Origin of the sequence: Streptomyces sp. AV19 (genome assembly GCF_015999245.1) — a bacterium.
Classification (GTDB): Bacteria; Actinomycetota; Actinomycetes; order Streptomycetales; family Streptomycetaceae; genus Streptomyces.
This window is the reverse complement of sequence record NZ_JAEAMR010000015.1, coordinates 169,595-182,058: the sequence shown is the minus strand read 5'-3', so window position 1 is coordinate 182,058 and position 12,464 is coordinate 169,595. Positions and strand designations below refer to the sequence as shown.

General features: G+C 74.2%; 13 protein-coding genes and 1 pseudogene. 5 read left to right on the top strand and 9 right to left on the bottom strand.

The features are described 5' to 3' along the window. Position 1: 1 nt before the first annotated feature. Both I5Q34_RS24390 and I5Q34_RS24385 read right to left on the bottom strand, forming a co-directional pair. Positions 2–787, bottom strand: coding sequence for an ABC transporter permease (locus I5Q34_RS24390; protein WP_234429453.1), 786 nt, complete (start codon positions 785–787; stop codon positions 2–4). Beyond that, on the bottom strand, positions 784–1,407 hold the full coding sequence (locus tag I5Q34_RS24385) for an ABC transporter ATP-binding protein (RefSeq protein ID WP_199894566.1): 624 nt from the start codon (positions 1,405–1,407) through the stop codon (positions 784–786). Before I5Q34_RS24385 ends, I5Q34_RS24390 begins: the two co-directional genes overlap by 4 nt. 210 nt (positions 1,408–1,617) lie before the next feature. On the opposite strand from I5Q34_RS24385, the gene I5Q34_RS24380 reads away from it, so the two are divergent. After that, the gene (locus I5Q34_RS24380; RefSeq protein WP_199894529.1) at positions 1,618–2,829 is read left to right on the top strand and encodes an acetyl-CoA carboxylase biotin carboxylase subunit family protein; all 1,212 of its coding nucleotides are present in this window, start codon (positions 1,618–1,620) and stop codon (positions 2,827–2,829) included. On the opposite strand, the gene I5Q34_RS24375 is transcribed toward I5Q34_RS24380, so the two are convergent. Next, the gene (locus I5Q34_RS24375; protein ID WP_199894528.1) at positions 2,810–3,445 is read right to left on the bottom strand and encodes a hypothetical protein; all 636 of its coding nucleotides are present in this window, start codon (positions 3,443–3,445) and stop codon (positions 2,810–2,812) included. The genes I5Q34_RS24380 and I5Q34_RS24375 overlap by 20 nt on opposite strands. Before the next feature lie 183 nt (positions 3,446–3,628). Here I5Q34_RS24375 and I5Q34_RS24370 point away from each other — a divergent pair, with 183 nt between their 5' ends. After that, the gene (locus tag I5Q34_RS24370) at positions 3,629–5,140 is read left to right on the top strand and encodes an FAD-dependent monooxygenase (protein ID WP_277965462.1); all 1,512 of its coding nucleotides are present in this window, start codon (positions 3,629–3,631) and stop codon (positions 5,138–5,140) included. 219 nt (positions 5,141–5,359) lie between these two features. Next, a pseudogene (locus tag I5Q34_RS34980) lies at positions 5,360–5,854 on the top strand (esterase/lipase family protein); the annotation flags it as partial. On the opposite strand, the gene I5Q34_RS24360 reads toward I5Q34_RS34980, so the two are convergent. After that, positions 5,827–7,146 (bottom strand): acyltransferase, encoded by a 1,320-nt coding sequence (locus I5Q34_RS24360; protein ID WP_234429452.1) that lies wholly within the window; start codon positions 7,144–7,146, stop codon positions 5,827–5,829. The pseudogene I5Q34_RS34980 and the gene I5Q34_RS24360 overlap by 28 nt on opposite strands. A gap of 360 nt (positions 7,147–7,506) precedes the next feature. On the opposite strand from I5Q34_RS24360, the gene I5Q34_RS24355 reads away from it, so the two are divergent. Then, complete coding sequence (locus I5Q34_RS24355; RefSeq protein WP_199894565.1) at positions 7,507–8,310, top strand: oxaloacetate decarboxylase; 804 nt, start codon at positions 7,507–7,509, stop codon at positions 8,308–8,310. Between the two features lie 282 nt (positions 8,311–8,592). Here the strand turns inward: I5Q34_RS24355 and I5Q34_RS24350 are convergent, their stop codons facing one another. Together I5Q34_RS24350 and I5Q34_RS24345 are read right to left on the bottom strand one after the other, a co-directional pair. Then, positions 8,593–9,261 (bottom strand): AAA family ATPase, encoded by a 669-nt coding sequence (locus I5Q34_RS24350; RefSeq protein ID WP_277965463.1) that lies wholly within the window; start codon positions 9,259–9,261, stop codon positions 8,593–8,595. Positions 9,262–9,642: 381 nt separating this feature from the next. Then, complete coding sequence (locus I5Q34_RS24345) at positions 9,643–10,089, bottom strand: MarR family winged helix-turn-helix transcriptional regulator (RefSeq protein WP_199894525.1); 447 nt, start codon at positions 10,087–10,089, stop codon at positions 9,643–9,645. A gap of 55 nt (positions 10,090–10,144) precedes the next feature. On the opposite strand from I5Q34_RS24345, the gene I5Q34_RS24340 reads away from it, so the two are divergent. After that, positions 10,145–10,558 (top strand): VOC family protein, encoded by a 414-nt coding sequence (locus I5Q34_RS24340; protein ID WP_199894524.1) that lies wholly within the window; start codon positions 10,145–10,147, stop codon positions 10,556–10,558. Between the two features lie 48 nt (positions 10,559–10,606). On the opposite strand, the gene I5Q34_RS24335 is transcribed toward I5Q34_RS24340, so the two are convergent. The 3 genes from I5Q34_RS24335 to I5Q34_RS24325 all read right to left on the bottom strand — a co-directional run bounded on the left by I5Q34_RS24335 (position 10,607) and on the right by I5Q34_RS24325 (position 12,429). Next, positions 10,607–11,008 carry a hypothetical protein gene (locus I5Q34_RS24335; protein WP_199894523.1) on the bottom strand — a complete coding sequence of 134 codons (402 nt, stop codon included), beginning with the start codon at positions 11,006–11,008 and terminating at the stop codon, positions 10,607–10,609. A 138-nt stretch (positions 11,009–11,146) separates the two neighbouring features. After that, the gene (locus I5Q34_RS24330) at positions 11,147–12,100 is read right to left on the bottom strand and encodes a sensor histidine kinase (protein WP_277965464.1); all 954 of its coding nucleotides are present in this window, start codon (positions 12,098–12,100) and stop codon (positions 11,147–11,149) included. Positions 12,101–12,141: 41 nt separating this feature from the next. Continuing rightward, positions 12,142–12,429: a WhiB family transcriptional regulator gene (locus tag I5Q34_RS24325; protein WP_199894521.1), complete on the bottom strand. Its 288-nt coding sequence runs from the start codon at positions 12,427–12,429 to the stop codon at positions 12,142–12,144. Between the last annotated feature and the right edge of the window lie 35 nt (positions 12,430–12,464).

The following is a 12,464-nucleotide window of genomic DNA, read 5'->3' as shown; positions in this document are numbered from 1 at the left end:
TTCACCGGCCGAGGAAGGCGTACCGCCGGTCGCGGGTGTGGAGCTGGAAGGCGAGGGCGGCCACCAGGACCGCGCCGAGGAACCACACCGGCCCCAGGCAGAGGTACCGCACGGGAACCGAGTCGCGGAAACCGGCTGTGGCGGCCACCTGCATGGCACCGTACGAAGGCAGGAAGCGGATCATGGCCTTGTCGGCGACCGGGTTGGCGATGGGGCTCTGCAGGCCCGTGTCGATGATGCTGGTCATGATGATCAGCAGCATGCCCGCGAGCTCGCCGCGCAGCATGGCGCCGAGCATCACCCCGAACCCGCCGTAGGTCAGGGCCCCGCTGCCCAAGGCGAGCCCGAGCAGCACCGGTTGCCGCGGAGTCCAGTAGAAACAGACCGACAGGGTCGCGTAGGTACAGGTCACCGCCGCGACGACCACCAGCGCGGCGAACTTGGCCGCGACGAGGTGCGGGCGCGGATAACCGGCCATCGCCAGCCGCTGGTCGAAACTGCCGGCCTTGAACGTGACCGAGAACATCATGAATCCGACGATGAGCGTGACCGCGTTGAGAGCGCCGGAGATGTTGCTCAGATCGTTGCCGTGCGCGGTGACCGTCGCGTTCACGGCACGCAGCAGGAAACGCACCTCGGCCCGGTCGACGACCGCGTGCCCGAGCGAGATCCACAGCGGGACGAACAACACGACCAGGACGAGGGCCAGCCGGTTGCGGGAGTGCTCGATCAACGCGAACCGGGCGGCGGTCGAGAAGTACGTCCAGGACGTGGGCGACACGGTCATCCCTCCGCGGCCGGGCCGTGGGCGGAACGGCCCTCGCGCACCAGCCGGCCGCCCTCCAGCCGCCACAGCCGGTCGAAACGGCCGGTGTCGTAGGCGATGTGGGAGACCACGAGGAACGAACGGCCCGCCTCGCGCAGCGCGGCGGCCAGCTCCCAGAAGCGCTGGTACGCCTCCCAGTCGAAACCCTGGTACGGCTCGTCGAGCAGCAACAGCGGCGGGTCGTGCATGAGGGCGAGGACGAGATTGAGCTTCTGCTGGGTGCCGCCGCTGAGCGTGCCGATGCGATGGTGCCGGTACGCGGTGAAGCGGAGCATGTCCAGCAGTTCGTGGGCCCTGCCCGGACCGGCCAGCCGGTAGGCGACCCGGAACAGCTCCAGGTGCTGGTCCACGGTGAAAGCCGGGTTGAGCACCGTCTCCTGGGGGCAGTACCCGACGGGCCCCGGGCACTCGACCGTGCCGCGGTCCGGCCTGAGCTGGCCGGCGAGGATCCGGAGCAGCGTGGTCTTCCCCGACCCGTTCTCACCGACGATCCCGGCCAGGCACCCGGCCGGCAGCTCCAGGCCCGCCCCGCGCAGGACTTGGTGCCGGCCGTACGCCTTGTGGACGTCGGTGACGCGCAGCACCCGCGCCCCGTCGGGCGGGGGACTCCGTCGTGGCGTCGTCGTGGGCGGGGTGCGTCCGGGCACGCGGTCTCCTCGCGGGAGAAACGGGGCGGTGTCAGAGGGGAGCCCCATACTTATCACCGACGCCCGGCCCGGCGGCCTCTGCCGGCGGTGGGCCGATGGGGTGGTGCGTGTCCATGTCGCCGTTGGGCAGCGGGGGTGGGTCTGGTGCGGGTGGTGCTCCTGGGTGAGTTCCGGGCGGACCGGGTGGTGCCGCCGCTGCGGTCCGCCGGGGCCGACGTCGTGGTGCTGGGGTTCGCGGACCTCGGCTCGTTCCTGGGGAACGGTGTGGTGTGCGGGCGACTGCCCGCGCGGCTGGGGGAGCGGGCCCTGCTGCGCCTGCTCGACGACCACGGCGCGGACGTCGCCGTACCGAACATGGGGTGCCCGGGACAGGAGCAGTTCCTCCCCGTCTACGCCTCCGCCGCGGCCCGGTGGCGCGGCGCGGGGCGGGCGATGCCCGTGCACCCGGAGGGCTTCGCGACGCTGGCCAGTGACAAGGTGGCGTTGCACCGGGTCGCGGGGGAGCGGGGCTGGCCCGTTCCCCGGGGCAGGGTGTGCGACGGGCCGGGAGCGGTGCGCGGGGCCGTCCGGGAGCTGGGACTGCCGGTGCTGGTCAAGGAGGCGCGCAGCGAGTTCCACGCGGGGCGCCACCATGTGCGGGACGGCGGCGGGTCGGACCGGGTGTGCGCCGAGGCGGCTTTCCCGGTGCTGGTCCAAGAGGCGGTGGTGGGCGAGGAGTTCGGGGTGGAGTTCCTTTCCGGGCCCGGCTCCACCGTGGCGTGGCCGGTGGCGTCCCTGGGGCGGCTCGACGAGGAGTGCGCCCCCGGCCGGCGGGTGCGCGTGGCGCCCGCGGTGCTGCCCGCGCGGGCGCGGAGCGAGCTGGACGCCGTGGTCACGGACCTGGTGCGGAGGTTCGGCCCGCGCGGCCCCTGGCAGATGGACCTCGCCGTCACCGACGACGGACGGCTGCGGGTCATCGAGCTGAACGGCCGGCTCGGCGGCGTGTCCAACATGAGCTGGGCCGGCACGGGCCTCGACCCGCACGCCGCCCACGCCCGGGCCGTGCTGGGCCGCCCTCCCGAGGACGCCCCCGCCCGCCGGGTCGCGCTCGAACTCCCGGTTCCCGATGATGCCGTGCTGCCGCCCGGGCCGCCCGGGACGGAACTCCTGCCGTTCCCGGGCAGCCCGACCAATCCCGCGCCCGGGGTCAGCGGGCTGCGCAGGCCGGTCCTCGGCGTCCCGGCGGAGCTCGAGGGAGCCGCGCGCGACTGGCTGATATCCCTGGCCCCGGGCACGCTGTTGAACACCCCGCACGAGGCTGTCGCCCAACTCGCCTGCGGGGCCGCTGCCCTGAGGCTCATGCGAGAAGGTTGGTGATGAGTTTGCGCACCCGTCCCGCGACCACCGGCCGGACACCGTGGACGAGCTGGGCACCGTAGACGACGAGGGCGCCGGGCGGCGGGCTGCACGTCCACCGCGTGTGCGGGACGTCGGCGAGGCGGACAGGTCCGGTGCGGGCGGTGATCTCGTGGACGAACCGCGTGCCCGGCGCGTACGCGCCATCGGCGGGTGCCGGGGTATCGCTCCACAGGGCGTCGGCCGAGCACGTGTCCAGATAGAACTCGCCGCCCTCCTCGGCGTCCTGGAGATCGAAGGCGACGCGCGCGATCCGCTGCGGGCTCGCGCCGGGGTCGCCCAGGCCGTGGACATGCGGCCGGATCCCGTTCCCGGGTTTGAGGTCGTGGTAGAGCCACGGATCGACGCCCACGGCGGACGGGAAGGCCCGGCACAGGACGGGCAGCGCCCGCCGGAAGGCGTGGTCGAGGAGGGCGTGCGCGGCCGGGGGCGGGACCAGTCCCTCGCTCGGCCGCGCGGGGACCCAGCCGGTGGAGGCGAGATGGTCGTCCAGGAGCTTGGTGAGATCGGCGGTCTCCTCCGGCGTGAGGAAGCCCTCGACGGTCTGGACGGCCAGGGTCTCGGTCATGTGGATCACGAGCGGCTCCCCTCACGGCACCTGGTGGCACCGTCATTCCAGTACGGAAGGCGGGCCGCCGCCAAGCACACGTCCAGGCCAACGTCGTTCCCCGGGCGCCCGGTTGGCGAAAAGGCGGTGGTTGACCGGATCCACACCTCCGGCCAAGGGTGAAGGCCCTCCCGAGGTGAAGAGGTGATGGTCGTGGACGCCCCACCGGACACCGAAGTGCTCGTCGTCGGCGCGGGACCGGCAGGACTGCTGCTCGCCTGCGAACTGGCCCTCGCCGGCGTCCGGACCCTCGTGGTGGACAAGCGCGCCCGCGCCCACCGCGAATCCCGGGCGCTCAACCTGCACCCGCGCAGCCTGGAACTGCTGGACATGCGCGGCCAGGCCGGCCGCTTCCTCGCCGCGGGCCGCACCGTACCCGGCTGGTCGTTCGCCGCACCCGTGAGGCGCCCGCTCGACTTCACCGTCCTCGACACCCGCCACCCCTACGCCCTGATGCTGGCCCAGTCCCGCACCGAGGAACTGCTCGCCCGGCGGGCGGCGGAACTCGGCGTGCCGGTACGACGGGGACACGAAGTCCTCTCCCTGCGCCAGGACGCCGACGGCGTCGAGGCCGACGTCGACGGCCCCGGCGGCCGGACCACGCTCCGGGCCGCGTACGCGGCCGGCTGCGACGGCGGGCGCAGCGTCGTCCGGCAGGCGGCGGGCATCGGCTTCCCGGGCACCGAGGAGTCGATGACCGCGGTCGTGGGGGACTTCGCCGTCGCCGACCACACCGACAACGACCGGGCGCGGCGGCACGGCGTCCTCGTCGCCCGGCTCGAGGCCGGGCTGACCCGGTACGTGGTCATGGACCCACGGCGCATCCGGGTGCCCTCCACCGAACCCGTGACGCCGGAGGAGTTCCGCGACTCGCTCAGACGGGTGTGCGGTACGGACTGCGGCATCGGCCGGCCCCGCTGGCTGTCGCGGTTCGGCAACAGCACCCGCCTGGCCGAGAACTACCGCCGCGGCCGGATACTGCTGGCCGGGGACGCCGCGCACATCCACTTCCCCGTCGGCGCCCAGGGCATGAACACCGGCCTCCAGGACGCCATGAACCTCGGCTGGAAGCTCGCCGCGACACTGCGCGGCTGGGCGCCTCCCGGCCTCCTGGACACGTACCACCGCGAACGCCATGCCGTCGGCCACGCGGTCACCACCCTGACCCGCGCCCAGACCCTGCTGGTCGAGCTGCCGCTCACCCCGGAGTACGGCGATTCCGCGACGCTCCTGTGCGAACTGTTCGACGACCTCCTCGGGATCGGGGCCGCCAACCGCCACATCGCCGGGCGCCTCTCCGCCCTCGACACCGTCTACCCCTCCGACGAGCCGGACGCCCACCCGCTCACCGGCGCCCGCATGCCCGACATCGGGCTCACGGCGGACCAGGGGGCCGCGCGCGTCAACGACTTCCTGCACGACGGCCGCTTCCTCCTGCTGCACCTGAGCGGTGAAGGCCACGGACGCCGAACGACCGGCCCCGTCACCTTCGTCCACGCGCGGCGGCACCAGGACCACCCCGGCCTCGACGGCGCCACGGACATTCTGATCCGCCCCGACGGACACGTCGCCTGGGCCACCCGCACCACCGACCCCGGGGCCCGTGCCGTCGAACGTGACCGGGCCCTGGCCGTGTGGACGTCTCCGGGGCCCTCCGGCCCATGAGCGCGCCACTCGCCGTGGCCAAGGTCGTCGAGAGTCACGGATATCGCATGACCGGCCCTCCCGCACCCGTCCTCACGGATGCTCACACGGCGATCGTGACAGAGGGGTCTGACAACGCCCCCCTGGGCGCCGTGCCCGAACCCTTGGCAGCGGGCGCACGCCCTGCCATAGTCCGTACCGGTCCGCGCCCGTGACCCGGCGGCCCCAGGAGGTGCCTCGATGCGCGGAGTTCTCGCCGCGGCCCTGACCGCCGTCCTCGGCGCGGGAGTTCTCGCCGGCCCTCCCGCGCGGTCCGCGGCGCCACCGCCCGACCCGGTGGTCTTCGTCCACGGCCGGAACGCCGGGCCCGGCGTCTGGGGCGCGATGACGGCGGACTTCACGGCGGCCGGCTACCCGGAGGACCGGATCTTCGCCTGGTCCTACGACACCACCGCCTCCACCAACGAGGCGCTCGGCGAACGGCTTTCCGCCTACGTCGACACGGTCCTCGCCGACACCGGAGCCTCCCGTGTCGACCTCGTCGCCCACAGCCTCGGCAGCCTCCCCACGCGCTGGTACGTCAAATTCGGCGACGGCGGGCGGAAGGTGGCCCACTGGGCCTCGCTGGCCGGGCCCAACCACGGCACCGGTGTCGCGTGGCTCTGCGCCCTGTGGGACCAGGGATGCCGGGACATGACACCGGGCTCCTACGTCCTCACCCGCCTCAACGAAGGGGCCGAGACGCCCGGGCCGGCGGAGTACGCGACGTGGTGGTCGTCGTGCGACGAGCAGATCGACCCCGTCGAGAGCACCCGGCTGGCCGGGGCGGTCAACACCGCGACGGGCTGCCTGCGCCACAACGACTTCCTCTCCGACCCCACGGTCTCCCGCCAGGTGCGCGCCTTCCTCGCCGAGTGACGCGCACGCGGGCGCTCGAAGCGGCCGAAGACCTGCCGGAGCACGGCCAGGGCGAGGGCGAAGACGGGCAGCCACAGCAGCCGGACCGCCACCCAGCCGGGGCCGTCGGGCGTCGTGTGCAGGCCGGGCAGGGGACCGGCCGCCAGGGTTGCGGTGGTGACCGCCATCATCGCCGTCTGGTGCCACAGGAAGATCGTCATGGCGGAGAGGTTCGTCAGCGCCACCGCCGCCCAGGGCAGCGGGCGCCGCATCGCCCGCCGCAGCGGTTCGCGGAGCATCAGCGCCAGGCCGCACTGGGCGAGACCGAAGGTGACGGCGGCCAGGGTCGGGGGATTGAGGTTGGATATCGCCGCGCCGGGGACGCCGACCATGCTCGCCGGATAGCCGCCGAACACGACCAGGGCGGCCGTGGCCAGCACTCCGCCGACCAGCAGCGGCACGCCGGAGCGCCCGCTCGCGAACCTGCCCCGGGCACAGGCCGTGCCGAGGGTGTACGGCACGAGCCAGCCGGCGGCCACGTTGATCCAGCCCGGCCAGGACGGCCCGCCGAGTCCGAAGCGGGTCGCGTCCACGGCCGCGACGACGGCCAGCGGCACCAGCGGGTGCATGCGGGCGACCAGCGGTGTCGCCGCCGTGAGCGCCGCGAACACCAGGAGGAACCACAGCGGGGAGACCACCAGACTCACCAGGGTGCGCAGCGCGCCCGGGCTCGCGCCGCACGCCAGGGCGATGCCGCAGGCCGCCGCCCAGACGGCGAGCACGGCGAGGACGGGCCGCCCGAGGCGGCCGAGCCGGCCGCCGAGCCAGTTCATGCAGGCCGTGCCCCGGGCACGGGCGGAGGCGAGGCTGCGGGCCCCGCAGACGCCTCCGACGAAGAAGAAAAGCGCCAGCGTCTGGAACATCCAGGACACCGGTGCCAGCCAGGGCATGTGCTGCAACGGGCTCGCGCCGCTCAGCGTGCCGCCGTCACCGGCGACGAGCGCGGTGACCAGCCAATGGCCCAGCACGACCCCGAGGATCGCGACGGCGCGCAGGGCGTCGAGGGCGCGGTCGCGGTCCGGCGGGGTCGCCGCGTCGAGGGCATGGGCCAGGGCGCGTGGTCCGGGCATGGGGCTTCCTTCCGGGCGGTCGCGCGGGTGGCGCGCGTGGTGGAGGGAAGGTAGGGACCCGGCCCGGAGCAGGACGTCATACCGGGGAGCCAGGTTGCGTCTGCCCCCCCGGTATGACGGGTGCCGGGGCGCGTGCGCGGACGGGGTGCCATCGGTGATCGGTCTTGGCCATGGACGGCCGGTATCCGTACGTCCGTTCACGGTCCGGGGCCGGACCTGACCAATGCCGATCACTGTGCGTGAAGCTTCGGGTACGGGGGTACGGCTCGGGGGACGACGCGTCCGCCGCCGCACCGGCGGGCGCACCGCTCCGGCACGACGGGGGACGCCGTGAACCATCCTGACCGCCTGCGCACCGCGATGGCCGCGGAGGGCACGACGCCGCTCATCGGGGTCTTCGACATGTTCTCCGCGTCTGTGGCGGCGCGGCACTACGACGGCCTGTTCGTCTCCGGGTTCGGCTTCGCCGCCTCCCACTACGGGCTGCCGGACATCGGCTTCATCGCCTGGCCGGACATGCTCGCCTTCGTCCAGCGCCTTCGGGCGGCCTTCCCGGACGGGCACCTGCTCGTCGACATCGACGACGGTTACGGGGATCCCGAGATCGCCTGCCACACCGTGCGGCAGCTGGAGGCCGTGGGCGCCTCCGGAGTGATCCTGGAGGACCAGCAACGGCCGCGGCGGTGCGGGCACGTGGACGGCAAGCGGATCCTGCCGCTGGAGGAGTATCTGGACAAGATCGTCCGGGTCCTGGACGCCCGCCGCGACCTCGTCGTCGTCGCCCGGACCGACGCCACCGACGGCGACGAGATCCTCCGCCGGGCGAAGGCGCTCGCCGCCACGGAGGCGGACGCGGTCCTCGTCGACGGAGTGCGCGACGTGGAGTGGATCCGGAGGATCCGGGCCGTGGCCGATGCCAAGCCGCTGGTGTTCAACCAGATGGCCGGGGGACGGTCGCCGCGGCTGAGCCTGCGCGAGCTGGCCGGGCTCGGCGTGGATGTCGCCGTGTACAGCACGCCGTGTCTGTTCGCCGCGCAGACGGCGATGGACGCGGCGTTGCGGGAACTGCGGCGGGACGACGGGCGGTTGCGGGAGGTGGGGGAGACTGGGGCGGGGGTTGCGGAGTGTCTGGCTTTGCTGGAGGGGAATCTAGCAGGGGGTTGAGTGGGGGCTTGGGCGAGGGGAGTTGTGGGAGGGGTTTGCCCCGGCCCCGCCCTTTCACCGTTTCCCCGGGGCCAAGCCCCGGTCCCCGGACCGCCCTTCGGGCGGCAGCGGGGGCTCCGCCCCTGCACCCCGGTACCGCGCTCCGCGCGGCGGTTGCTCCCTGCCGGAGGTTCCGCTTCCCACGCCCGACCGTGACCCGATACCGGGCCCCACCCGATCCGTGAGCGGCTCGGCCGCCTCGGCTCAGGCACCCTGCACGGGCTACCCCCCCGAACGTCGGGGCTACGCCGCCCCGAACGTCACAACTCTCACATGCTCCCGCGTCGTCCGGTCCAGCAGGACCACCGATGCCGCCTCCGCCACCATCGGCGGCACCGGGCGGCGGCCGCGGGTCGCCGTGCCGGGGGCGGGCAGGGCGGACAGGAGGCGGGACAGGCCGCGGCGGTGGCGGGCGAAGACGTGGGGGCGGGTGCTGCGGCCGCGAGCATGCTGGCCGGCCAGTGCCTCGGCCGGGCCGACGTCCAGCAGGACGAGGTGGAGTTCACGGCCCAGGCGTCCGGCCGCGCGGCCGAGCCAGCGGCGCATCCACGCGCGGCTCCCGCAGTCGTGCACCAGGAGCGGGCCGCCGGCGCGCACACCGGTCCGCAGCCGCAGGAAGTGGAGCACTCGCGCCCACGGGCGGTAGGCCGCGTACGGCAGGAAATCCGGCATCGCGGACTCGCAGGCGACGTGCACGTCGCGGGGATCCACGACGCGGCCGGCCCCGGACCACCGGCGCAGCAGCGTGCTCTTGCCGCTGCCCGGCAGGCCGGAGACGACGACCACGGCCCCGGGCGGGTAGGCCAGCACCTCCGGGCCGCGCTTGTGCCCGCGCAGGTCCACCAGCCCCCGCGGACACAGCGCCTGCCCGGCCGGCGCCGTCGTACCGCCTATGTCGTCCCCTGCACCCACGATCCCGGTTCCTCCTGTTCATGACTTCATGAGCCGTGATGAGCACGGCTTCGTACAGGACGCCGAACAACCAGCGCAGGTTGCGCCCTCGCCCGGCTCTCCTCCCCCCTGATCGCCTTGCTGCGCCACCATGCGACCGCAGGCGGGCCGAGGTCCGGCCGGCCGTACCTGCCGGCCGGGGTCGTCATCGTCGGTCCGGACGACGAAGTCCGGTCCGTCACGTCCGAAGCGCGGGCCTGGCTGCGGGAGATCGCCCCGGAGCGCGGTCCGGCGCCGGAGCGGATGCCCCGGGTGTCGATGCGCGAGGTCACCCTTGCCGCACGGCGGCATCTCGTCGCCCCGTCCGCTCCCCGTCCCGTCGCGTGCAGCCCCGCCGTCCGCTCAGCGGACGTCCCGATGCGCGAAGACCTTGGCCAGCAGCGCGTGCAGCCGCTCCCGTTCCCGGGCGTCGAGCGGGGCGAGCACCTCGTCCTGCACGGCGCGGGCCTCGGCCGTGAGCCGGGCCAACTCCCGTACGCCGGACGGGCTGACGGCGACCGAGAAACGGCGGCGGTCGCGCGGGTCGCGGGTGCGGTCCACATGGCCCCGGGCCACCAGCTCGTCCAGGATCTTCGTCATGTCGCTGGGGTCGATCGAGAGCCGGGCGCCCAGGTCGCGCTGCGCGTGCGGACCGAAGTCGGCGAGCGCCGCCAGGACGGCCATGTGCCACATGCGCAGCTCCCGTCGGGCCAGCCGGGCGGCGATGCGGCCGCGGGCGTCCTTGCCCACGCGGGAGAGCAGATAGGTCGTGAGGGCCGTGAGGCTGGGGGGTGTCTCGGTCTCGGTCACACCACTATTGTAGGTTGTCACCCATCATTGGCCGCAACCCACGATGGGGGTTCCCGTGGACGCCCTGCACTCCCGCCTGCTCGTCTCGCGCTTCGCCGACACCTTCCGCTTCTACGCCGCCGTCCTGCCCGAACTGACCGGAGCCCGGCTGGTCCAGGGGACCGAGGACGGCCCGTACGCCCACTGGGACCTCGACGGCGAAGGCGTGCTGATGCTCTTCGACCGCGGCGCGATGGCCCAAACCCTCGGCACGTCCGGCCTCCCCGCGGAACCGCCCGCCGCCCAGGACCGGACCATGCTCGTCAGCCGCGTCGCGGACGTCGACGCCGGCTTCGCGCTCTGCCTCCGCCGCGGCGGGACCGCCGTCGCCGCCCCCGCCGACCGCCCCGAGTGGGGCCCCTCCCTGCGCACGGCACACCTCCGCGACCCCGAGGGCAACCTGATCGAGCTTCAGTCGTACGGGGGTTGAGGGCGGGCGGCGGCCGCCACCGGCCACCGCCCGTCCCATGACGTCACGTCACATGTGCACGTCCACGCAGGCCCGGCCGATGGCCCGCTTCACGGCGCCGGAGGCGTCGTGCTCCCACCCCTCGGCGCAGATCTTGGTGTGGTTGTTCACCCCGTGGCCCACCCCGACGCTGTACCGCGAGCCCGTGTGCCAGTTCATCACCGCGCTCTGCCCCTTGATGCCGGGGCCGTAGAGGCGGAAGTGGCCGTAGAAATGGGAGCCCGGCGCCGGGGTGACCGTCAGCCGCGCCACGTACAGCCCCGAGCCCTCGACCTCCAGGCAGGCCTGGCCCCCACAGCCGCCCCAATTCGCCGACGCCGGGGGCGCGGTGGCGGTGAACAGTGCCACGGCGCCGACCGCCGCCGCGACCGCGCGCAGGGCCCAGCGGGTTCTCACAGCGATGCGCTTCATCTACTCCGCTTTCCTTGGCTTTCTTCGGGATTCGCGCGCCACATCCCGGTTGACGGGCGCCCGTTCACGTTCGCCCGCCCTCGTCCGCGGCCGCAACCGAACCCGGCGAGGTTCACCCGCTTGCCGGGGCTCGCGAGGTCACGGGGACGGCGCACGCCGCAGGTGGCACCGCGTCGTGGTGCCGTCCGGGCCGGTGTGCGTGCGCACCAGGTCGCTCAGCGCGTGGACGAGCAGCAGCCCCCGCCCGCCGGGCAGTCCCGGCCGGGCCGGACGGCGGCCGGCCAGCGGGTCGCGGATGTGGCCGCGGTCGCGCACCTCCCACACCACCCGGCCGTCCTCCGCCCAGACGCGCACGGTGCCTCTTCCGCCGCCGTGCACCACGCTGTTGGCGGTCAGCTCGGCGACGGCCAGCGCCAGGTCGTCCCACCGGACCGGGGCCAGGCCCAGCCGCGCGGCCCGCGTCACCACCAGGTGCCGGGCGTCGGGCAGCAGCGTGTCGTCGAAGTCGAACGAGACGACGTCCACGGCGTCCGGCGGGTCCGGCAGCGGCTGGTTGTAGGCGGAGACCATGTGGTCCGGCGCGTACGAGGCGCTCGGCTCGCCGCGTCCGCCGTCGATGACGAGCGGATGCGTGGCGCACGCGTCGGCCACCGCCCGGGGCCCGAGCCGGGACGCGTCGTAGGGGCACAGGATCGTCACCGGCCGCCCCGCGAAGGCGTGGTTGATCAGGGCCTCGTGCTGCACGCACGCCGGGTACTCCGCCGGGGAGCGCCCGGCCCACACGGGCTCGCCGACGATGCGCACCCGGCGGCCGGGGTGCGCGTCCGCGAAGGCGCGCAGCACCCGGGGGATGATCCGGCCCGGGTTGCGGCCGGCCTCCTCCATGTCCGTGAACCGCACCGCCCGCGCGCCGTCGCCCAGTTCGCCGCGGAGCAGCTCCAGGTTGACCCGGGGGACGACCACCGCCACCGGCTCGTCCGCCGCCAGGCCCGCGCGGACGAAGGCCCCGACGGCGGACAGGTACTCGTCCGGATCCCGGTAGAACAGCGCGGGGTGGGCGAACGCTCCGTCCGCGGCCGTCGTGTGGTGCACAACGTCACCTCGTTCCCCGCAGGGCCCTGGCGCGCACGCGGTCATGAGCGCGCGCCGGGGCCGCCGTCCCGAGGAGTGCTACCCACGCGCCGCGGTTCGCTCCCCCGGCGCAGGGCCCGCCGTTCCGTCTCCGTGGTCCCGCCCCACACCCCGTACTCCTGGCGGGTCGTCAGCGCCCAGAGCAGACACGGCTCGCGCGCCGGGCAGCGGCGGCAGACGGACTTGGCGCCCTCCGTCTGGGCCAGGGCGGGGGCGCCGGAGCCCACGGGGAAGAACAGGTCGGGATCCTCGTGCCGGCACGCGGCGTGCTCGCGCCACTTCTCCTTCATCACGGACCTCCGTTCCGGGTCGGTTTCCCCCACGC

Coding starts and splice junctions, on each gene's coding strand:
- I5Q34_RS24390 (WP_234429453.1), bottom strand. CDS start 787: ATGACCGTGTCGCCCACGTCCTGGACGTACTTCTCGACCGCCGCCCGG.
- I5Q34_RS24360 (WP_234429452.1), bottom strand. CDS start 7,146: ATGCCCGGACCACGCGCCCTGGCCCATGCCCTCGACGCGGCGACCCCG.
- I5Q34_RS24355 (WP_199894565.1), top strand. CDS start 7,507: ATGGCCGCGGAGGGCACGACGCCGCTCATCGGGGTCTTCGACATGTTC.
- I5Q34_RS24335 (WP_199894523.1), bottom strand. CDS start 11,008: ATGAAGCGCATCGCTGTGAGAACCCGCTGGGCCCTGCGCGCGGTCGCG.
- I5Q34_RS24325 (WP_199894521.1), bottom strand. CDS start 12,429: ATGAAGGAGAAGTGGCGCGAGCACGCCGCGTGCCGGCACGAGGATCCC.